Annotated in this window: 15 protein-coding genes; 5 read left to right on the plus strand and 10 right to left on the minus strand. The window is 67.9% G+C overall.

The window, feature by feature from the left end; genetic code table 11:
• Positions 1 to 2: 2 nt before the first annotated feature.
• The 3 genes from uvrA to CLV01_RS28395 form a co-directional block, all read right to left on the minus strand.
• Positions 3 to 5,960, minus strand: a complete 5,958-nt coding sequence (gene uvrA, locus CLV01_RS28385; RefSeq protein ID WP_099732658.1) for an excinuclease ABC subunit UvrA — start codon at positions 5,958 to 5,960, stop codon at positions 3 to 5.
• 435 nt (positions 5,961 to 6,395) lie between these two features.
• On the minus strand, positions 6,396 to 7,379 hold the full coding sequence (locus CLV01_RS28390; RefSeq protein WP_013800410.1) for a porin: 984 nt from the start codon (positions 7,377 to 7,379) through the stop codon (positions 6,396 to 6,398).
• A gap of 420 nt (positions 7,380 to 7,799) precedes the next feature.
• The gene (locus tag CLV01_RS28395) at positions 7,800 to 9,482 is read right to left on the minus strand and encodes an MFS transporter (RefSeq protein ID WP_013800409.1); all 1,683 of its coding nucleotides are present in this window, start codon (positions 9,480 to 9,482) and stop codon (positions 7,800 to 7,802) included.
• Between the two features lie 303 nt (positions 9,483 to 9,785).
• Between CLV01_RS28395 and CLV01_RS28400 the strand changes: the two genes are divergently transcribed.
• From CLV01_RS28400 to CLV01_RS28410, 3 genes are all read left to right on the plus strand, one after another.
• Positions 9,786 to 10,094, plus strand: coding sequence for a DUF485 domain-containing protein (locus tag CLV01_RS28400; protein ID WP_013800408.1), 309 nt, complete (start codon positions 9,786 to 9,788; stop codon positions 10,092 to 10,094).
• Positions 10,091 to 11,824 carry a cation acetate symporter gene (locus CLV01_RS28405; RefSeq protein WP_012207754.1) on the plus strand — a complete coding sequence of 578 codons (1,734 nt, stop codon included), beginning with the start codon at positions 10,091 to 10,093 and terminating at the stop codon, positions 11,822 to 11,824. Before CLV01_RS28400 ends, CLV01_RS28405 begins: the two co-directional genes overlap by 4 nt.
• Positions 11,825 to 12,049: 225 nt before the next feature.
• Complete coding sequence (locus CLV01_RS28410) at positions 12,050 to 12,685, plus strand: YbhB/YbcL family Raf kinase inhibitor-like protein (protein ID WP_099732657.1); 636 nt, start codon at positions 12,050 to 12,052, stop codon at positions 12,683 to 12,685.
• A 21-nt stretch (positions 12,686 to 12,706) separates the two neighbouring features.
• On the opposite strand, the gene CLV01_RS28415 is transcribed toward CLV01_RS28410, so the two are convergent.
• The 7 genes from CLV01_RS28415 to CLV01_RS28445 all read right to left on the minus strand — a co-directional run bounded on the left by CLV01_RS28415 (position 12,707) and on the right by CLV01_RS28445 (position 18,577).
• Positions 12,707 to 13,360: a 3'-5' exonuclease gene (locus CLV01_RS28415; protein WP_099732656.1), complete on the minus strand. Its 654-nt coding sequence runs from the start codon at positions 13,358 to 13,360 to the stop codon at positions 12,707 to 12,709.
• Entirely contained in the window at positions 13,357 to 15,210 is a 1,854-nt protein-coding gene (locus CLV01_RS28420) for a DUF294 nucleotidyltransferase-like domain-containing protein (protein ID WP_099732655.1), read from the minus strand. The genes CLV01_RS28415 and CLV01_RS28420 overlap by 4 nt, the downstream gene beginning before the upstream one ends.
• A complete protein-coding gene (locus tag CLV01_RS28425) occupies positions 15,211 to 15,846 on the minus strand; it encodes a DsbA family protein (RefSeq protein ID WP_099732654.1) in 636 nt (211 codons plus the stop codon).
• 23 nt (positions 15,847 to 15,869) lie between these two features.
• A complete protein-coding gene (locus tag CLV01_RS28430; RefSeq protein ID WP_049801477.1) occupies positions 15,870 to 16,112 on the minus strand; it encodes a DUF1289 domain-containing protein in 243 nt (80 codons plus the stop codon).
• Positions 16,112 to 16,615 (minus strand): YbaK/EbsC family protein, encoded by a 504-nt coding sequence (locus tag CLV01_RS28435; RefSeq protein WP_013800403.1) that lies wholly within the window; start codon positions 16,613 to 16,615, stop codon positions 16,112 to 16,114. Before CLV01_RS28435 ends, CLV01_RS28430 begins: the two co-directional genes overlap by 1 nt.
• Before the next feature lie 2 nt (positions 16,616 to 16,617).
• Entirely contained in the window at positions 16,618 to 17,559 is a 942-nt protein-coding gene (locus CLV01_RS28440) for a hydroxymethylglutaryl-CoA lyase (RefSeq protein ID WP_016452781.1), read from the minus strand.
• A 109-nt stretch (positions 17,560 to 17,668) separates the two neighbouring features.
• Positions 17,669 to 18,577 carry a LysR family transcriptional regulator gene (locus CLV01_RS28445; RefSeq protein WP_012207762.1) on the minus strand — a complete coding sequence of 303 codons (909 nt, stop codon included), beginning with the start codon at positions 18,575 to 18,577 and terminating at the stop codon, positions 17,669 to 17,671.
• A gap of 91 nt (positions 18,578 to 18,668) precedes the next feature.
• On the opposite strand from CLV01_RS28445, the gene CLV01_RS28450 reads away from it, so the two are divergent.
• Together CLV01_RS28450 and CLV01_RS28455 are read left to right on the plus strand one after the other, a co-directional pair.
• Entirely contained in the window at positions 18,669 to 19,631 is a 963-nt protein-coding gene (locus CLV01_RS28450) for a 3-hydroxyacyl-CoA dehydrogenase family protein (protein WP_099732653.1), read from the plus strand.
• Complete coding sequence (locus CLV01_RS28455; RefSeq protein ID WP_099732652.1) at positions 19,628 to 20,527, plus strand: 3-keto-5-aminohexanoate cleavage protein; 900 nt, start codon at positions 19,628 to 19,630, stop codon at positions 20,525 to 20,527. The genes CLV01_RS28450 and CLV01_RS28455 overlap by 4 nt, the downstream gene beginning before the upstream one ends.
• Positions 20,528 to 20,596: the final 69 nt, after the last annotated feature.

Raw genomic sequence — 20,596 nt, forward strand, 5'->3', positions numbered from 1 at the left:
GCTCAACGGGCCAGCACGGGCTTGAGCGCCTTGCCCGTGTGCGTGCCCGCAGCCACCAGATCCTCGGGCGTGCCGGCCGCGATGATGCGGCCGCCGTCCTTGCCGCCTTCGGGGCCGAGGTCGATGATCCAGTCGGCCTCGGCGATCACGTCCAGGTCATGCTCGATGACGACCACGCTGTGGCCCGCATCCACCAGGCGGTGCAGCACACGGATGAGCTTGTCCACATCGGCCATGTGCAGGCCCACCGTGGGTTCGTCCAGCACATAGAGCGTGTGCGGCGCCTTGTTGCCGCGCCGGGTCACATCGTCGCGCACCTTGGTCAGCTCGGTGACGAGCTTGATGCGCTGGGCCTCGCCGCCCGACAGCGTGGGCGAGGGCTGGCCCAGCGTGAGATAGCCCAGTCCCACGTCCTTGAGCAGCTGCAGCGGGTGGGCGATGCTGGGCATGCTGGCGAAGAACTCGACGGCCTCGTCCACCTCCATCTGCAGCACGTCGCCAATGCTCTTGCCGCGCCAGGAGACGGCCAGGGTCTCGGGGTTGAAGCGCGCGCCGTGGCAGACCTCGCAGGGCACCTTCACGTCGGGCAGGAAGCTCATCTCGATGGTGCGCATGCCCTGGCCCTCGCAGGCCGGGCAGCGGCCTTCGCCGGTGTTGAACGAGAAGCGGCCGGCCGCGTAGCCGCGGGCTTTGGCCTCCAGCGTTTCGGCATAGAGCTTGCGGATGGTGTCCCAGAAGCCGATGTAGGTGGCCGGGCAGCTGCGCGGGGTCTTGCCGATGGGCGTCTGGTCCACTTCCAGCACGCGGTCAATGCCCTCGAAGCCCTGCAGGCCCTTGCAGCCCGACAGCGCAGGCGCCTTGCCCGCGTCCATGGCATCGCGCCCGGCCTTGGTGGCGCGCTGGCCCACCCAGGCGGCCACATTGGCCAGCATCACGTCGCGCGCCAGCGTGGACTTGCCCGAACCGCTGACGCCCGTGACGGCCACCAGGCGCTTGAGCGGCACGCGCGCATCCACGTTCTGCAGGTTGTGCAAGTGGGCGCCGCGCACGGTCAGCCAGCCCAGTGCGTCGGAGGCGGGTTCGGCGTCGACAACGACAGGCGCGGCCTTCTTTTTGGATTTGGATACCTTGACAGGCGCGGGTTCCGGCACCGGTTCGGCCACTGCGGCAAGCTCGGCGGCCGCCTGCGGCGGCTGGCCTTCGCCCACCCAGCGGCGCGGCTGGAACGGGTGGCGCATGGCATGCAGCAGGTAGCGGCCCGTGATGGAGTCCTCGGCCGCCATGATGTCGGCCGCCGTGCCCTGGGCCACGAGGCGGCCGCCGCGTATGCCGGCGCTGGGGCCGATGTCGATGATGTGGTCGGCGCGGCGGATGGTGTCTTCGTCATGCTCGACCACGACCAGGGTGTTGCCCTTGTCGCCCAGCTTGTGCAGGGCGTTGAGCAGGATCTGGTTGTCGCGTGCATGCAGGCCGATGGTGGGTTCGTCCAGCACATAGCACACGCCCTGCAGGTTGCTGCCCAGTTGCGCGGCCAGGCGGATGCGCTGGGCCTCGCCGCCCGACAGCGTGGGCGCGCCACGGTCCAGCGTCAGGTAGCCCAGGCCCACTTCCTCGAGGAATTCGAGGCGGCTCTGGATCTCGGGGATGAGGTCGCGGGCAATGTCGGACTCGCGTCCGGACAGGGCCAGCGCCTGCACCCATTGCCGCACGTCGTTGACCGACAGCTGGGCGATCTCGGCAATGCCCACGCCATGGAAGCGCACGGCGCGCGCCGTGGCGTTCAGGCGTGTGCCCTGGCAGGTGGGGCAGGTCACTTCGGCCAGGTCTTCGATTTCCTGGCCTTCGAACTTGACCTCGCGGCCCCGGTTGTCCTCGACCAGCAGGGTGTCGTCATAGACCTTGCGCTGATCCTTGGTGAGCTTGACGCCCGTGCCCACGCAGTCGGGGCACCAGCCGTGCTTGCTGTTGTAGGAAAACAGGCGCGGGTCCAGCTCGGCATAGCTGGTGGCGCAGACCGGGCAAGCGCGCTGGGTGGAGAACACCTGCAGGCTGCCGATGCCGGCCGTGCTCCGGCCGCCGGCCATGGCATCGGCCAGGTTGTCCAGGCCTGACAGCACATGCAGCACGCCCTTGCCTGTTTCCAGCGCCTGCGCCAGGTGGCCGCGCAGTTCGCGCTCGTTGGCCGCCGTGACGGTGACGCTGGCCACGGGCAGTTCGATGGTGTGCTCCTTGAAGCGGTCGATGCGCGGGAATCCCGTGGTGGGCAGGAATTCGCCGTCCACGCGCAGATGGGTGTAGCCGCGCGGGCGCGCCCAGTCGGCCAGCTCGGTGTAGACGCCCTTGCGGTTGACCACCAGCGGCGCCAGTAGGCCGATGGTCTGGCCCCTGAACTGCGTGAGCAATTGGGCCGCGATGCTTTCCGCCGTCTGCGGCTTCACGGCGGCGCCGTCGTGGATGCAGTGCTGCGTGCCCAGCTTGACGTACAGCAGGCGCAGGAAGTGCCAGACCTCGGTGGTCGTGCCCACGGTGGACTTGCGCCCGCCGCGCGACAGGCGCTGCTCGATGGCCACGGTGGGAGGAATGCCGTAGACCGCATCCACCTCGGGCCGGCCCGCAGGCTGGACGATGGAGCGCGCATAGGCGTTGAGCGACTCCAGGTAGCGGCGCTGGCCTTCGTTGAACAGGATGTCAAAGGCCAGCGTGGACTTGCCCGAGCCCGAGACACCCGTCACCACGTTGAACTTGCCGCGAGGAATCTCCACCGACAGCTGCTTGAGGTTGTGCTCCTTGGCGTTGACGATCTCGATGGCATTCCTGGCCGCGGCGCCCGACATGGCATGCGCCTTGCGCTGGCTCTTGTAGAGCATGGGGGCGACCTCGCGCACGGCCTCGCCGCCCACGCCCATGGCCAGGTCGTACTCGCGCAGCGCCTGGGCCGTGTGCGATCCAGGAATCTGGCGCACTTCCTCGGGCGTGCCCTGGGCCACGATGGCGCCGCCGCCGTCGCCGCCTTCGGGGCCGAGGTCGATCAACCAGTCGCTGGCGCGGATCACGTCGAGGTTGTGCTCGATGACGATCAGCGAGTGCCCGGCCTCCAGCAGCTTGCGCAGCGCGCGCATGAGCTTGGCGATGTCATCGAAGTGCAGGCCCGTGGTGGGCTCGTCGAACAGGAACAATGTGCCCTTCTTGGCCAGCGCCTGCTTCGACTTGGCCTGGGACTTGGCGGCCTCGGCCAGGAAGCCCGCGAGCTTGAGGCGCTGGGCCTCGCCGCCCGACAGCGTGGGCACGGGCTGGCCCAGCTTCACGTATTCCAGGCCCACATCGACGATGGGCTGCAGGGCGCGGATGACCTCGCGGTCCTGGGCGAACAGCAGGGCCGCCTCGGCCACGGTGAGCTCCAGCACATCGGCCACGTTGAGCTTGCGCGGCTGCAGCTCGCCGGCCGCGTGGCGCTCGATCGTGACTTCCAGGATCTCGGGGCGGTAGCGCGTGCCGTTGCAGTCGGGGCAGCGCAGGTAGACGTCGGAGAGGAACTGCATCTCCACATGCTCGAAGCCCGAGCCGCCGCAGGTGGGGCAGCGGCCGTCGCCGCTGTTGAAGCTGAACTTTGCGGCCGTGTAGCCGCGCTGGCGCGACAGCGGCGCAATGGCGAACAGCTCGCGGATGGAGTCCCAGGCGCCCACGTAGCTGGCCGGGTTGGAGCGCGCCGTCTTGCCGATGGGCGACTGGTCCACGAACATCACGTCGCTCAGGTGGTCGGCGCCCAGCAGGCGCTCGAAGGCGCCGGCCGCATCCGTGGGCTTGCCGAAGTGGCGCATCAGCGCGGGCACCAGCACGTCCTGGATCAGCGTGGACTTGCCCGAGCCGCTGACGCCGGTGATGGTGACCAGGCGCTGCAGCGGAAAGTCCACGTCGATGCTGCGCAGGTTGTGCTCGCGCGCGCCTTCGAGGATGAGGCGCGGCGTGGATTCGGTCACCATGCGCTTGAGGCCGAAGCCCACCTGCTTGCGCCCGCCCAGGTAGGCGCCGGTCAGCGTGTCGGCATGGCGCAGGTCCTCGGGCGTGCCGTCGAACACGATCTGGCCGCCGCGCGCGCCGGGGCCGGGGCCCATGTCGATCATGCGGTCGGCGGCGAACATCACGGCCGGGTCATGCTCGACCACGACCAGGGTGTTGCCTGCATCGCGCAGGCGCTGCATGGCCTCGGTGATGCGTTCCATGTCGCGCGGGTGCAGGCCGATGCTGGGCTCGTCGAGCACGAACAGGGTGTTCACCAGCGAGGTGCCCAGGGCCGTGGTCAGGTTGATGCGCTGCACCTCGCCGCCCGACAGCGTGCGGCTCTGGCGGTCCAGCGTGAGGTAGCCGATGCCCACGTCGCACAGGTACTGCACGCGCGCCATGATTTCGGCGTGCAGCATCTTGAGCGCCTGGGCCTCGCCGTCATGCAGCGGGGCGTCGGCAGCCGGCGCCAGCTGCTGGAAGAAGTCGCGCAGCCGCACCAGGGGCAGCTGCATCAGGTCGTGCAGGCACAGGCCCGGCAGCGCGTCCAGCTGCTCACGGCTCCAGGCCACGCCCTTCGGCATGAAGCGGCGGTAGCGGCCTTCGTCGCCGGGCGGCAGCACGGCATCGGCGGCCTGCTTGCCGCCCAGGCGCCACAGCAGGCTTTCGGTCTTCAGGCGCGCGCCGCCGCAGGTGGGGCATTCGGTATAGCTGCGGTACTTGGACAGCAGCACCCGGATGTGCATCTTGTAGGCCTTGCTCTCCAGGTATTCGAAGAAGCGCTTGATGCCGTACCAGGTCTGGGTCCACTTGCCGTTCCAGTTGGGCGAGCCGTCCAGCACCCAGCTCTTTTGCGCGTCGGTGAGCTTGGCCCAGGCCGTGTCGCGCGGAATGCCTTCGGCCTCGGCGTGGCGCATCAGGTCGTCCTGGATCTCCTTCCAGGCCGGTGTCTGCACGGGCTTGATGGCGCCCGTGCGCAGGGTGAGCTTGTCGTTGGGGATGACCAACCCCCAGTCCACGCCGATCACGCGGCCAAAGCCACGGCAGGCCTCGCAGGCGCCCACGGCGGAGTTGAAGGAGAACAGCGAGGGAATCGGCTCCTGGTAGCTCAGGCCGCTTTCGGGGCAGTGCAGGCCCAGCGAGAACTTCCACAGCTGGGGTTCGGCGGGCTGGGCACCTGCGGCTTCCACGGCGGATTCAGGCAGCACATAGACCGTCATGTGGCCGCTGCCGCGCTTGAGCGCGACCTCGATGGCCTCGTAGACACGGGCCCGCTCCACATTGCCCAGGCGGAAGCGGTCGGCCACCACGTCCAGCATCTTGACCTTGAGCGGTGCGGCGGCCTTGGCCTTCTTGCCCTTGGCGTCTGCGGCAGGCTCCACGGCGCCGGCCTTCTCCGCCTCGCGCTCGGCCTGGACCTTGGTGAAGCCGCTGGCCGACAGCCATTGCTCCACCTCGGCGGCCGTGGTGTTGGCGGGCAGCTCGACGGGGAAGGTGATGGCGATGCGCGGATCACCGGCCTGCCGGCAACGCTCGGCCAGTTCCTCCAGCACGCTGTCGGGCGTGTCGTGGCGCACGGGCACGGCGGTGTCGCGGTCGAACAGCTGGGCCGCACGCGCGAACAGCAGTTTCAGGTGATCGTTGAGCTCGGTCATCGTGCCCACGGTGGAGCGCGAGTTGCGGACGGGGTTGGTCTGGTCGATGGCGATGGCCGGCGGCACTCCCTCCACACGGTCCACGGCCGGCTTGTCCATGCGGTCCAGGAACTGGCGCGCATAGGCCGAGAAGGTCTCGACATAGCGGCGCTGGCCTTCGGCATACAGGGTATCGAACACCAGGCTGGACTTGCCCGAGCCGCTGGGCCCCGTGACCACGGTCAGCTCGCCGGTACGGATGTCGAGATCCAGGTTCTGGAGATTGTGCTGGCGTGCGCCGCGAATTCGAATCAGACCGTGCGTCATGGGTGTTCTGTGGTCAGTGGGAGCCAAACATTCTAGGCAGTCCATGCGTCAGGCATCAGACGCTTCTCAATACCTGTATTTTCATACAGGTTAAACAAAAAGATACCCCCTCAACGCATCCGCGCGACCATAAAAAAACCCCGGAACCAGTCCGGGGCTCGTGCCTCTTGCCGAGGGCTTACTTGGCCATCTGCACGGAGGCAGGCATGGCCTGCTCACCCGGCACACCCTTCACCTGGGTGACGGCCAGCAGCGAGACGACGACAAAGGCCAGGCAACCGGCCGCAATGATCCTCATGGTTTTTTCCTTGATCAGGCTTTGAAAAGACGAGCCCAGACAAAAAGGCCCCGCACCTTTCGGTACGAGGCCTGATATGGCAGGCAGGTGCTGATTGGAACAGACCTGCTTTGCTCGCGGCTTACGCCGCGCGGCGATCAGAATGCGTGACGCACGCCCAGCGCGAAGGAGGAGAAGTCCGCGCCCTTCACACCGGTCATGTAGTTGGCGCCGGCCTTGTTGTCCACCTTGGTGTAGTAGCCGTAGACCTTGGTGCGCTTGCTCAGGTTGTAGTTGTAGCCCAGGGTCCACTGGTTGGCACCGGAGTCGGCAATGTTGCTCCACTTGTTGGCGTGGCCCAGGTTCACGTGGAACTCGGAAGCGCCCAGGGTGTACATGCCCGACAGACGGAAGTTGTTGCGCGTGCCGCGGATCTGCTCGTCGTTGCGCTGGTAGTAGCCACCGACCACGAACTGGCCGAAGGTGTAGGCAGCGCGGAAGGCGGCCTGCTTGTCTTCGTCCACCTGGCTGTAGCCGGCGCCCAGGGCCAGAGGGCCCACGTCGTAGTTGACGGCCAGGTCATAGCCGTTCTTGCGGGCGGGCGTGGCCTTCTCGTGCATGGAGACCGAGCCTTCGACCGTCAGGCCACCGATGTTGGGGGTGGTGTAGGAGATCTTGTTGGCGGTGCCCAGGCCGCTGGCGAACCAGACGGGATCGAAGTACAGCGCGTCGGACGAGGTACCCGTGTCATGGTTGTGCATGCTCACGTAGTCGGCCGTGGCGAAGTACGAACCGGGGAAGAAGTTGCCCATGCGGATCTTGCCGAAGCTGCCCGACAGGTTCACTTCGCTCTGACGGCCGAAGGTCAGCGCGCCGGTGGAGGAGGAACCCATGCCGGTGTCGGAAGCGAAACCGCTTTCCAGCACGAAGCCGGCCTTCAGGCCGCCGCCCAGATCTTCGACACCGCGCATGCCCCAACGCGAGGAGTTGTTCTCCATCTTGTTGACGGTCTGGTCACCGATCTTTTCGCGTTCGATGGTCGTGTTGATACGGCCATAAATCGTCACGCTGCTTTGCGCCATCACGGTGGTGGAACCCAGCACGGCCAGCACGGCCAGGGCAACGCGGTTCATCTTGATCATCTCGGCATCTCCTTGGGATTGTTGAGTGGGTATTCTTGAAATCTCAGGGCCGACTCCGGCTCTAGATCAGTGCCATTTGCGGCTGCTGCGGATTCTAGGTGCGGGCATGTCAAAAAATGTATGCCCGCCTCTGAAAATGCGCCATCTGATGCTTTGCTGCCACAGGCATGACATGGAAAACCATTAGAAGTACCCAAAGAAAAAGCCCACGGCAAACCGCCATGGGCTTTCATCAATGCAGAGCAAAAAACTCCGGCCGATAACACGCACATCGCATGAACCCGGCGCGGCCCAAAGCCAGGGACACCAAGCAAGGGCCTACGCCGGCCGCGCCGCCCCGCCGCGAGGGTGTCGTCCCCCTCCCTTGCGAAGCAAGCAGAGAGGGGGAAGCGGCGTAAGCCGCTCAGGGGGTGCCTTCACTCAATCATTCGCGTAGATATCCACATCCTTGGTCTCGCGCAGGAACAGCGTGCCGATGATGGCCGTGGCGCCCGCAATGACGATGGGATACCAGAGGCCGCTGTACATATTGCCGGTCTGGGCCACGATGGCGAACGACATGGTGGGCAGCAGGCCGCCGAACCATCCATTGCCGATGTGATACGGCAGGCTCATCGAGGTATAGCGGATGCGCGTGGGGAACAGTTCCACCAGCATGGCGGCGATGGGCCCGTAGACCATGGTCACGAGGATGACCAGGTAGGTCAGGATGGCGACCATCATGACCTTGTTCATCTTCGCGGGGTCGGCCTTGGTGGGGTAGCCGTCCTCGGCCAGCACCTTGGCCACGGTCTTCTTGAACTCGGCGTCCTTGGCCTTGGCTTCCTCGGGGCTCAGGCCCTTGATGGAGAACGAGGGGATCTCGGTGCTGCCGATGCGGATGAAGGCCGTCTTGCCGGGCGCTGCGTCCTCGGAGTCATAGCTGACCGAGCCTGCGGCCAGCAGCTGCTTGGCCACGTCGCAGGAGCTGGTGAACTTGGAGGTGCCCGTGGGATTGAACTGGAACGAGCATTCCTTGGGATCGGCGACGATGACCACCTTGTTCTTGGCCTGTGCCGCAGCCAGGTCGGGGTTGGCCGCTTCGGTCAGCGCCTTGAACACGGGGAAGTAGGTCACCACGGCCAGCACGCAGCCCAGCATGATGATGGGCTTGCGGCCTATCTTGTCGGACAGCGAACCGAAGATCACGAAGAACGGCGTGCCGATGATCAGCGCCGCCGCGATCAGCAGATTGGCCGTCACCGCATCGACCTTGAGCTGCTGCGTCAGGAAGAACAGCGCATAGAACTGCCCCGTGTACCAGACCACGGCCTGGCCGGCGGTCAGGCCGATCAGCGCCAGGATCACGATCTTGAGGTTGCGCCACTGGCCGAAGGACTCGGTCAGCGGGGACTTGGAGACCTTGCCCTCGGCCTTCATCTTCTGGAAGGCCGGCGACTCGGACAGCGTCATGCGGATCCACACCGAGATGCCCAGCAGCACGATGGACAGCAGGAAGGGAATGCGCCAGCCCCAGTCCGCGAAGGCCTGCTCGCCGATGGAGGTGCGCACGCCCAGGATCACCAGCAGCGACAGGAACAGGCCCAGCGTTGCCGTGGTCTGGATCCATGAGGTGTAGGCGCCGCGCTTGCCGTGCGGCGCATGCTCGGCCACATAGGTGGCCGCACCGCCGTACTCGCCGCCCAGGGCCAGGCCCTGCAGCATGCGCAGGCCGATGAGGATCACCGGCGCCGCCACGCCGATGCTGGCGTAGGTGGGCAGGATGCCGACGATGAAGGTCGACAGGCCCATGATCAGGATGGTCACGAGGAAGGTGTACTTGCGCCCGATCATGTCGCCCAGCCGCCCGAACACCAGTGCGCCGAAGGGCCGCACGATGAAGCCGGCCGCGAAGGCCAGCAGCGCGAAGATGAAGGCCGATCCCGCATCGAGCCCGCTGAAGAATTGCTTGGCGATGATGGCCGCCAGCGATCCGTAGAGATAGAAGTCGTACCACTCGAAAACCGTGCCTAGCGACGAGGCAAAGATCACCTTGCGTTCTTCCGGAGTCATGGGCCGCGGGGTCGCCTTGACCCCCGCGCCTTGCGATGCGTTGATAGCCATGTCTGTCTCCTTGATTTATTGAATATTTAGCGGGCTTGCCATAGGCCCGCCGATTCACTATCCGCCTGCCTGCTGACGCGAATCTGACTCACCTCTTACAGAAATTGACGGCGAACTGAACGATTTCTTACTAACTCAGCAGCAACCCTGATGCCGTCTTTTTCCATGTGAAAAGCACCGTAAAAACCCTGCCAAACCATGCTGCACTGCGTAAGCACTCGGTCAGAAGCGCTTTCCAGAATGCGCCGCAAGGCTGCAGATCCATGGGGCTGCCGCCGCGATTCCAACTTCAGGAGACAAACCATGACCGATCCGGTGGTAGACAAAATACAGCGCCATCCCAAATACCAGGAGTTGCGGTCCAGACGCAATCGCCTGGGCCTTTTTCTGACGCTGCTGATGCTGGTCGTTTATTACGGCTATATCGCGCTGATTGCCTTCGACAAATCATTTCTGGCCCAGCCCATTGGCGCGGGCGTGACCTCGCTGGGCATCCCGATCGCCATGGGCGTGATCGTCTTCTCGGTGATCATCACCGGCCTCTACGTGCGCCGCGCCAATGGCGAGTACGACAAGCTCACCCAGGACATCCTGAAGGACGCGACGAAATGAAGAATTCCGCACAACGCATGCTGCTGGCGCCCGCCGTGGCGCTGGCCCTGACGGGGCCCGTGCTGGCCGCCGGCGGAGATGTCGGCGTGGCCGCCAAGCAGGCCACCAACTGGACCGCCATCATTCTTTTCACGGCCTTCGTCGTGGCCACGCTGTGGATCACCAAGTGGGCCGCAGGCCGCACCAAGTCGGCCGCCGACTTCTATACGGCCGGCGGCGGAATCACGGGCTTTCAGAACGGCCTGGCGATTGCGGGCGACTACATGTCGGCCGCCTCCTTCCTGGGCATCTCGGCCTCGGTCATGGCCAGCGGCTATGACGGCCTGATCTACTCCATCGGCTTCCTGGTGGGCTGGCCCATCCTGACCTTCCTGCTGGCCGAGCGCCTGCGCAACCTGGGCAAGTTCACCTTCGCCGACGTGGCAGGCTACCGCTTCTCCCAGACGCCGTTCCGCGCCTTCGCGGCCAGCGGCACGCTGGTGGTGGTGGCCTTCTACCTGATCGCGCAGATGGTGGGCGCGGGCCAGCTGATCAAGCTGCTGTTCGGCCTGGACTACTGGATCGCCGTGGTGCTGGTGGGCGGCCTGATGATGATCTATGTGCTGTTCGGCGGCATGACGGCCACGACCTGGGTGCAGATCATCAAGGCCTGCATGCTGCTGGCCGGCGTGACCTTCATGGGCTTCATGGTGCTGGCCAAGTACGGCTTCAGCCCCGAGGCGCTGTTCGCCGAAGGCGTGCGCGTGCGCTCCGAGATCGCTGCCAACAACGGCGCCGACCCCTCGGCCGCCGCCAAGGCGGGCCTGGCCATCATGGGCCCGGGCGGCTTCATCAAGGACCCGATCTCGGCCATCAGCTTCGGCATGGCGCTGATGTTCGGCACGCTGGGCCTGCCCCACATCCTGATGCGCTTCTTCACCGTGCCCGATGCCAAGGAAGCACGCAAGAGCGTGTTCTGGGCCACGACCTGGATCGGCTACTTCTACGTGCTGATCTTCATCATCGGCTTCGGCGCCATCACCCTGGTGCTGACCAACCCCGAGATGGCCGATACGGTCAAGGGCGTGATCCACGGCGGCGCGGGCACGGCCAACATGGCGGCCGTGCTGGTGGCCAAGAGCGTGGGCGGCGACGTGTTCTACGGCTTCATCTCGGCCGTGGCCTTCGCCACCATCCTGGCCGTGGTCGCAGGCCTGACGCTGTCGGGCGCCTCGGCCGTGTCGCATGACCTGTACGCCACCGTGATCAAGAAGGGCAAGGCCGACAGCGCCGCCGAGCTGCGCGTCTCGCGCATCACCACGCTGACGCTGGGCGCCATCGCCGTGCTGCTGGGCATCGTGTTCGAGAAGCAGAACATCGCCTTCATGGTGTCGCTGGCCTTCGCGGTCGCGGCCTCGGCCAACTTCCCCCCGCTGCTGCTGTCGGTGCTGTGGAAGGACTGCACCACCAAGGGCGCGGTGATCGGCGGCTTCATGGGCCTGATCTCCTCCGTGGGCCTGACCGTGGTCTCGCCCCCGGTGTGGGAGGCCACGCTGGGCAACCCCGCAGGCTCGGCCTGGTTCCCCTACGCCTCGCCCGCGCTGTTCTCCATGACCATCGGCTTCGTGGGCGTGTGGCTGTTCTCGGTGCTCGACAAGAGCGCCCAGGCTGCCAAGGAACGCGCCATCTTCCCCGCGCAGCAGGTGCGCTCGGAAACAGGCCTTGGCGCCTCGGGAGCTTCGGGCCACTGAGCCACTGAGCCCCTCAGGCACTCAGGCACCCACCATGAAAAGCCGGGCCCAGCGCCCGGCTTTTTCGTTGGCGTGGCAGCAGCCGCCCTCAGATTGATCTGCTGGAGAAGGCGAGTGATCGGATCTGCGATGGCCGGCGCCGTCCAGGCCTCTAGACTTGCGGGGTCTGCGCAGCTTCGCCTGTGCAGCACCGCTTCCCTCTTCAACGCACAGGACAGATCCGACATGCAACTCATCAGCCAAAGCTTCCAGGACGGCCAGGCGATTCCCGGCGAATTCGCGTTCGCGGTGCCCGATGCGGCCTCGCACGTGGCGCTGTCGTCCAACCGCAACCCGCACCTGGCCTGGAGCGGCGCGCCCGCAGGCACGCAGTCCTTCGTCGTGGTCTGCCATGACCCCGACGTGCCCAGCCGCGGCGACGATGTGAACCAGGAAGGCCGCGAAGTGCCGGCCAGCCTGCCGCGCGTGGACTTCTTCCACTGGCTGCTGCTGGACATTCCGGCCGCCACCACCGAGATCGCGGCAGGCGCCCAGTCCGACGGCGTCACGCCGCACGGCAAGAGCGGCCCGGCCGCCCCCGGCGGCCTGCGCCACGGCATCAACGACTACACGGGCTGGTTCGCGGGCGACGAGCAGATGAAGGGCGACTACTTCGGCTACGACGGCCCCTGCCCTCCGTGGAACGACAGCATCGTCCACCACTACATCTTCACCGTCTATGCGCTGGCCACGCCCACGCTGGCGGTCTCCGGCGAGCTGACCGGCGCCAATGTGCGTGCGGCGCTGCAAGCCGGCCAGGTGCTGGGCAAGGCCAGCATCACCGGCCTGTACAGCCTGAACCCTGCGGTCTCCGCCGCTTGAGCGAACGCCTTTCCGGGCGCCCTACGTCGCGCCGGCCAGCCTGCGCAGCTTGATGAAGGCCAGCGCCGCCATCACGGCGTCGTTGAGCGCGTCGTGGGCCTCGCGCTGCGGCAGGCACAGGTCGGCCATCAGCGTGGCAAAGCGCAGGTCGATTTCGGGCGCCTGCTGCTGCCAGGGCAGCAGTTGCCGGAAGCGGTGGTCGTAGTACAGGGCCGAGACCTCGATGCGCTCGTTGGGCAGGCCCGTGCCCAGCCAGGGGCGCAGCACGCGCTCGATCATGGCCACGTCGAATTCCAGGTAGTAGCCGACCAGCGGGCGGCTGCCGATGAAGCGCAGCAGCTGCGCCAGCGCGTCCTCGATGGCCAGGCCCCGGGCCAGGTCCCTCTCGCGCAGGCGGTGGATGCGCACGCTGTCGCCGGGCACGCTGCGCGAGGGGCGCACCAGCAGCTCCAGGCGCTCGCTGGACAGGATGCGCTCGCCCACGATGCGCACGGCGCCGATGGAGATGATCTCGTCGCAGCGCACATCCAGGCCCGTGGTCTCGCAGTCCAGCGCTACCCATTCGCCGGGCGGCGGCGCGTCGAAGAGAAAGGCATAGGCGGGGTCCGCCAGCCTGCGCCGCTGCCAGCTGCGCCGCAGGCCCACCACCCAGCGCTGCAAGGGCGCCGCGCTCATACGGCGTCCAGCCGCAGGCGCTGGCGCAACAGTTCGCGGAAGCGCCGCACCACGGCCAGCGTGTCCTTGAGCAGATCACGCTCCAGGCTGCTCAGGCGAGCCGGGTCCACATGGCCGGTGACGGGGCGGCCCAGGTCGATCTCGGCCAGTCCCGCCTGCAGGCGCAGGCCCATGAGGAAATGCAGGCCCTGGAGCAGCTCCTGCCCCTGGGCGCCGTCGAGCACGCCCTTGTCCACCAGGGCCGCGATGCGCTCGGCCGTGCCGGTGGCGGCGATGCGCTGGGACAGCGCCAGGCTGCGCACGCCATGCACGATGGGGAAAATGCCGGCCTTCTTGAGGTGCACGGGTGCGCCCTCGCCGCCGCGCCCCAGCAGCCGCTCCCACCAGCTGCCCGGCTCGTGCGCGAAGGCGTCGACGGCGGAGGCGAAGCGCGCCACCTGGGCATCGCTGTCCAGGGCCAGCGCCATCAGGTCGCGCCGCACCGTGGCCAGCAGCGCGGCATCGCCCGCAACGGCATGGGCGTCCAGGAAGATCGCCAGGTGCATGAGGCCCTCAGGGCCGGGCAGGATCAGCCATTCGCGCACCTGCCTGCCGAAGCTGGCCACCGTGCCGCGCCACTGCGGATTGCTGAGCATGATGCCGCCCGGGCATTCGGGGTAGCCAAAGCGCTGCAGCTGCGCGGAAAAGCGCGCGCAGATGGCATCAAGGTCCTGGGGCGGCGCATAGCCGTCGCGCAGCAGCAGGCCGTTGTCCTGGTCGGTCTTGAGCAATTGCTCGCCGCGCCCCTCGCTGCCCATGACGAAGAGGCAGCTGTGGGCCACCAGGTCCGGCGGCGCCAGCATCTGCCAGGCACGCTCGAACAGGCGCGCATTGAGCTGCTGCACCAGCCGCGCCATCAGGGCCACCCGCGTGCCGCCCCGGTGCAGGGCGGCCACCAGGCGCGTGATCTGGGCGGCGGCCTGCTCCAGCGCCTGCAGGTCGGCGGCCTGCTCGATCTGCACGGTGATGAGGTGGGAGTGGTTGGCCAGGAAGCTGAACAGGTCCAGCGCCTCCAGGATGCCCAGCACCTGGCCCTGTGCATCCAGCACGGCCAGCCGGTGAACGCGGGCGCGCAGCAGCACGACCAGGGCATCGCCCAGCTGGTCGTCGGCGCGCACGGTGAACACGGGCTGGCTGGCGAATTCGCCCACGGCCAGCCGGTCCAGCGGGCGGCCGTCAAGGATGGTGCGCTGCAGCGTGGTGCCCGTGAAGATGCCCAGGCCGCCCTGCGGCAGTCCCGAGACCAGCACGCAGGTCGTGCGCTCGGCATGGAACAGGCGCACCACGGAGACGATGTCGGTGGCCGCATCCACCACATGGGCGGCACGCAGATAGGCCTGGTCCACGCGCGCCAGCGTCAGCGACTGCAATTCGTGCCGGTCGGCGCGCTGGGCCAATGTGCCCAGCTTGTGGCCCAGGTCGGAGAACAGCAGGGCGCCAAAGGCCGTGTTGCGCGCGATCAGTTCGCCCACGGTTTCGCGCGCAAGCTGGTAGGCGATGAGCTCCTCGGCCACGGTGAAGCGGCTGCCCGTGCGGCCGGCCACCAGGGCGCGGCCGTCGAAGCTGTCGTCGGGGCCGTAGCTGGCCAGCACCTCGTCGCCCTCGGTCTGCACCACATGGCCCTTGATGATGACGAACAGGTGGGTGGGCGCCGAGCCGGCGTCCAGCACCACGGCGCCCTCGGGGAAGTAGGCGATGTCCACGCCATCGCGCACCAGCGCCTGTTCGTCGGGCGTGAGGCAGTCGAAGGGAGAGGCGGCGAAGTTGAAGGCGTTGGGCATGGGGCGGGGCCGTTGTTCCAGCCCCGCCATTCAAACCTTCAGGCCTTGCTCCACGCTTGCAGCCGCGTCCCAGCCGCTGTCGAACCAGCTGTCGCCTTCCAGGTAGGCGCGCAGCATGGGCAGGCTGTCCAGGCCCCAGAAGAGGCGGCCATCGACCTCCCAGGCCGGCACGCCGAACAGGCCTTGCGCGGCGGCAGCCTCGGTGTTCTCGCGCAGCAGGCGCTTGGCGTTGTCCGCCGCATCCGTGCGCAGCTGCGGCGCCAGCGTGGCGCGCAGTGCGTCGAGCCGCGCGGAGTCCAGCGCGTCGGCGCCGCCCAGCCAGACATGGCGCAGCACGGCGTCCGCCACAAAGCGGTTGATGGTGCCGTCATCGCTGCACTCCAGCGCCAGGCGCAGCAGCGGCAGCGGGTTGAACGGGTGGCGGGCCGGCATGTCCAGCCCCGCGCCCGTGGCATGGCCCAGCCAGCTCACATGGCGGTAGGTCCATTCGCGCTTGCCCGCGATGCCGGCTGGTCCCGGGTTGGCGTGGCGCTGCAGCAGCGCGCCCAGCAGCACGGGACGGTACTGCATGTGGTGGCTGATGCCCTGCAGCGCCTGCGGCAGTTGCGCGAACGCCAGCCAGGCATAGGGCGAGATGAAGTCGAGATGGAAGGTGATCTGCTTCATGGCGGGTGCGTCGTGATGGGGATCTAGGGTGCGGTGGCCGCGATGCCTGCGCGCTCCAGCAGCGCGTTCCAGATGGCCAGGCGCTGCGGCGCGTCGGACTTGGACCAGGCGCGGATCTCGTCGATGGTGCGAAAGCACCCTTCGCAATGGCTGCGGTCGGGCGTCATGCGGCAGACCGAGATGCAGGGCGAGAGCACGGGCTCCTCTTCGGCACGCGGAGCGTATGCGGCGCGGGCCTTCTGGGCCAGCATTTCCTTGGGGCCCATCATGCCGCCACCTCCTGCACCACGTCGGCCCAGGGCGCACCGGCCAGCAGTTGCAGCGCGGCCGGCGTGGCCGCGAACACCGCATGCGGATGGCCTGCTGCCGCCCAGACCGTGTCGAAACGCTGCAGTTCCCGGTCCACCAGGGTCACGGGCGTGTTGGCATGGGCCACGGGGCTGACGCCGCCGATGGAAAAGCCCGTCTGCGCCTTGACGAAATCGGCGTCGGCACGGCCCACGGGGCCGACCAGGGCCGCGACCTTCTTCTCGTCCACGCGGCGGTCGCCCGAGGCCACGACCAGCACGGCCACGCCGTCGCTGCGGCGGCGGAAGATGATGCTCTTGGCCACCTGGCCCACAAGGATCCCCAGCTGGTCGGCCGCTTCCTGGGCCGTGCGCGCGGCGCCGTCCAGCATGCGCGGTCCGTCGCCGTGGCCGGCCTGCTGCAGGAAGGCCGCCACGCGCTGCACGCCTTCGGGAAGATGGTGGAGTTCAGATCCGCACATGCTCACACCGCCTCGCATGCAGACGCGCTGGCGCGCTTGGTGAGCAGTGCCTTGGCCACGCGCGATTGCGTGGGGCGGCCCAGGTGGTCGCTGATGAACTGGCCAGCGTCAATCAGCTTGTCCAGGTCGATGCCGGTCTCGATGCCCATGCCCTGCAGCATGTAGACCACGTCCTCCGTGGCCACATTGCCCGTGGCGCCCTTGGCGTAGGGGCAGCCGCCCAGTCCTGCCACCGAGGTGTCGAACTGCCACACGCCCAGCGACAGCGCGGCCAGCGTGTTGGACACGGCCTGGCCGTAGGTGTCGTGGAAGTGGCCCGAGACATCGTCGATGGCGAAGTGCTGCAGCGTGGCCTCGATGGCCTTGCGCACCTTGACGGGCGTACCCACGCCGATGGTGTCGGCCACGCCCACATGCTGCACGCCGATGCCCTTCATGAGCCCGGCCAGGTAGGCCACGCGCTCGGGGGCGATCTCGCCTTCATAGGGGCAGCCCACGGTGCAGCTCATGGCGCCGCGCACGTAGATACCCTGGGCGCGGGCGGCTTCGGCCACGGGGGCGAAGCGCTCGATGCTTTCGGCAATGGAGCAGTTGATATTCTTCTGGCTGAAGGCCTCGCTGGCCGCGCCGAAGACCACGATCTCGTCGGGCCACAGTTCGCGCGGCGCCGACAGCGCGGCCTCCAGGCCCTTCATGTTGGGCGTGAGCACGCTGTAGCGCACGCCGGGGCGGCGGACGATGCCGGCCATGACTTCGGCGTTGTCGGCCATCTGCGGCACCCATTTGGGGCTGACGTAGCTGGTGACCTCGATTTCCTTGAGGCCGGCTTCCTGCAGGCGGTGCACCAGCTCGATCTTGACGGCGGCGGGCACGGGCTGTTTTTCATTCTGCAGGCCGTCGCGGGGGCCTACATCGACGAGTTTGACGCGGGAAGGAATGCTCATGGGGTGTTCTCACCGGGATGACGGGTACGGCCCCTATTGTCCAGGCTTGCAGGCCCGGGCACCACCCCATATCCTGCCGGGCCATGCACAACGGCTGCCAGCGCCCCCTTCAGCCCGGCAGGGCCGCCATTTCCTCGCGCAGCATCTCCACCATGCGCGCGGCAGCCGGCGACAGGCGGCGGCCGCTCAGGCGCACCAGGCCGATGGGGCGGCGCAGCACCGGCCGTGCCAGCGGGCGCGCCACCACCTCCGGCCGCTGCACCACCTGCGCGGCCAGCAGCGGCAGCGCGCTCACGCCCAGATCGGCAGCCACCATGGCCGCGATGGTGGCCAGGTGCTCCACGGCGTACTGGGGCGCAAAGCGTATGCCGTGGGTCAGCAGGGCCTCGTCGGCGTACTGCCGCACGCTGGTGCCGGCCGGCATGGAAATGTGGGGCAGATGGGCCACGTCGGCCCAGCCCAGATCGCCGCGCCCGCGCGCCAGCGCATGGCCGCGGCCCAGCAGCAGCACGAAGCGGTCGGAGGCCAGCGGCAGGTAGTCCAGGTCGGCATAGGCGGGGTTGGCCGCCGTGAGCGCAAAGTCCACGCGGCCCGCGCGCACCATGTCGAAGGCCGGCCCGGCCAGGCTGTCGAACAGCTCCAGGTGCACGCCCGGATGCTCGGCCGCAAAGCGCGCCAGCACGCGGGGCAGCAGGCCCGCGGCCAGCGAAGGCAGGGCCGCCAGCGCCAGCCGCCCCACCTGCACCTGGGCCACCTCCTGCACGCGGCGCACGGTCTCGTCCATCTGGTGGCGCAGGATGCGCGCCTGCTCGGCGAAGACCTCGCCGGCCTGGGTCAGTTCCACGGCGCGCGTGGTGCGCTCGAACAGGCGCGCGCCCAGCATCTCTTCCAGCCGCGCCAGCGTGCCCGAGACGGCCGACTGCGACAGGTGCATCTGCAGCGCCGTGCGCCGAAAGCTCAGCGAATCGGCCAGCGCCAGAAAGACATCGACCTCGCGGGCCGACCAATTGATCTTCATGGCCGATCAGTTTATCGAAAAATGCGTCTTTACCGTTCAATGACGGCTGCCTAGACTGCGCCTCAAATCCATGAAATCAGCAGGAGACAGCATGCACAGCAGTTCGCCGCGCAACGCGCGCACGGTGGTCGTCGGGGGAGGCACCATGGGTGCCGATGTGGCCGTGGTCCTGGCCCGGGGCGGCGCCCTGGTGACCGTGGTCGACCCCGGCGCGTCACGGCGCGAGCTGCTGCTGCAGCACATTGCCATCGAGCTGGCCACGGCCGGCTTTGCCCGGTGCGCGTCCCAGGTCTCGGTCTGCGCGGCGCTGGAGGATGTGGCCTGGGACGGCGTGGCCCTGGTGGTGGAATGCATCACCGAGCGGCTGGATGCCAAGCAGGCGCTGTTCGCCGAACTTGAGGCGCATGCGCCGGCCGACGCCGTGCTGGCCAGCAACAGCTCGGGCTTTCCCATCAGCGCCATCGCCAGCGGCCTGCCCACGGCGCAGCGCATGCTGGGCCTGCACTTCTTCATGCCCGCCCATTTGGTGCCACTGGTGGAAGTGGTGCTGGGCGAGCGCAGCGACCCGACCCTGGGCCAGTGGCTGCATGCCTTCATGCGCGGCTGCGGCAGCGTGCCGGTGCTGGTGAAGAAGGACAAGCCCGGCTTTCTGGCCAACCGCATGCAGCACGCGCTGTCGCGCGAGGCCTTCGCCCTCATCGACGAGGGCATTGCCTCGCCCGAGGATGTGGATGCCGCCGTGCGCTTCGGCTTCGGCTTCCGCTTCCTGGCGGCCGGCCCCGTGCTGCAGCGCGACCATGCAGGCATCGAGGTGCATTGCGCGGCCGCCGCCACCATGTACCCCACGCTGTCCAACACCGATGTGCCGGCCCAGGCCCTGCGCGATCGCGTGGCACGCGGCGATCTGGGCATGAAGACCGGCAAGGGCTTCTTCGACTGGCCCGAGGACCGCCGCCTGGCCGAGCGTGCACGCTACGACGCGCTGCTGCGCCAGGGCCTGGCCCTGCTGGCCAGCGAGCTGCCGGTGCCGGAGCAGGCACAGGACACGCCATGAGCACGCCGGTCCCCACGTCAACCGCGTCGCCCACATCGCCCACATCGCCCACATCGCCCACGTCACCCACCTCGCAGTGGAGCGACCCGCTGATCATCACCGTGGCCCCCAACGGCGCCTACAAGCAGCCGGCCGACCACCCTGCACTGCCGATCACGCCACAGAGGCTGGCCGCCACGGCACGCGCCTGCCTGGATGCCGGCGCGGCCATGATCCACATGCACATCCGCGACGCCCAGGGGCGCCACAGCCTGGATGTGGACGGCTACCGCGAAGCCTGGCGCGTGGTGCGCGAGGCCGTGGGCACGGACATGGTGGTGCAGATCACCAGCGAGGCGGCAGGCGTCTACCGCGCGCCCGAGCAGATCGCCATGGTGCAGGCGCTGCGGCCCGAGGCCGTCTCCATCGGCCTGCGCGAGATCGACCAGCCCGAGATCGGCGATGCGGGACTGGCGCACTTTTTCACGGGCCTGGTGCGCGACCAGGTCATGGTGCAGGTCATCCTCTACGACGTGGCCGACCTGCGCCGCTGGCAGGCGCTGCGCGCCCAGGGCGTGGTGCCCGAGGCGCCCTGGTTCCTGCTCTTCGTGCTGGGCCGCTACAGCGCGGGCCAGACCTCACGGCCGCAGGACCTGCTGCCCTTTCTTGCGGCGCATGACGGCGGCGAGCCCTGGGCCGTGTGCGCCTTCGGCGCCACGGAAAACACCTGCATCGCGGCAGCCGCCGCGTTTGGCGGCCATGCGCGCGTGGGCTTCGAGAACAACCTGCTGACGCGGGACGGCCACACCGCGCCCGACAACGCCGCCCTGGTCCGCCAGGCCGTGGTGTCCGCCCAGGCGCTGGGCCGCTCCCTGGCCACGGCCGATGACATACGCCGGCGCTTCACACCGGGCTGAGCACCAGGCGCCTTACAGGCCGATAAGCCCATAAGCCGATAAGCCGATAGGCCCATGAGCCCGCACAAG

The organism is Delftia sp. 60 (assembly GCF_002754395.1).
GTDB lineage: Bacteria > Pseudomonadota > Gammaproteobacteria > Burkholderiales > Burkholderiaceae_C > Comamonas > Comamonas acidovorans.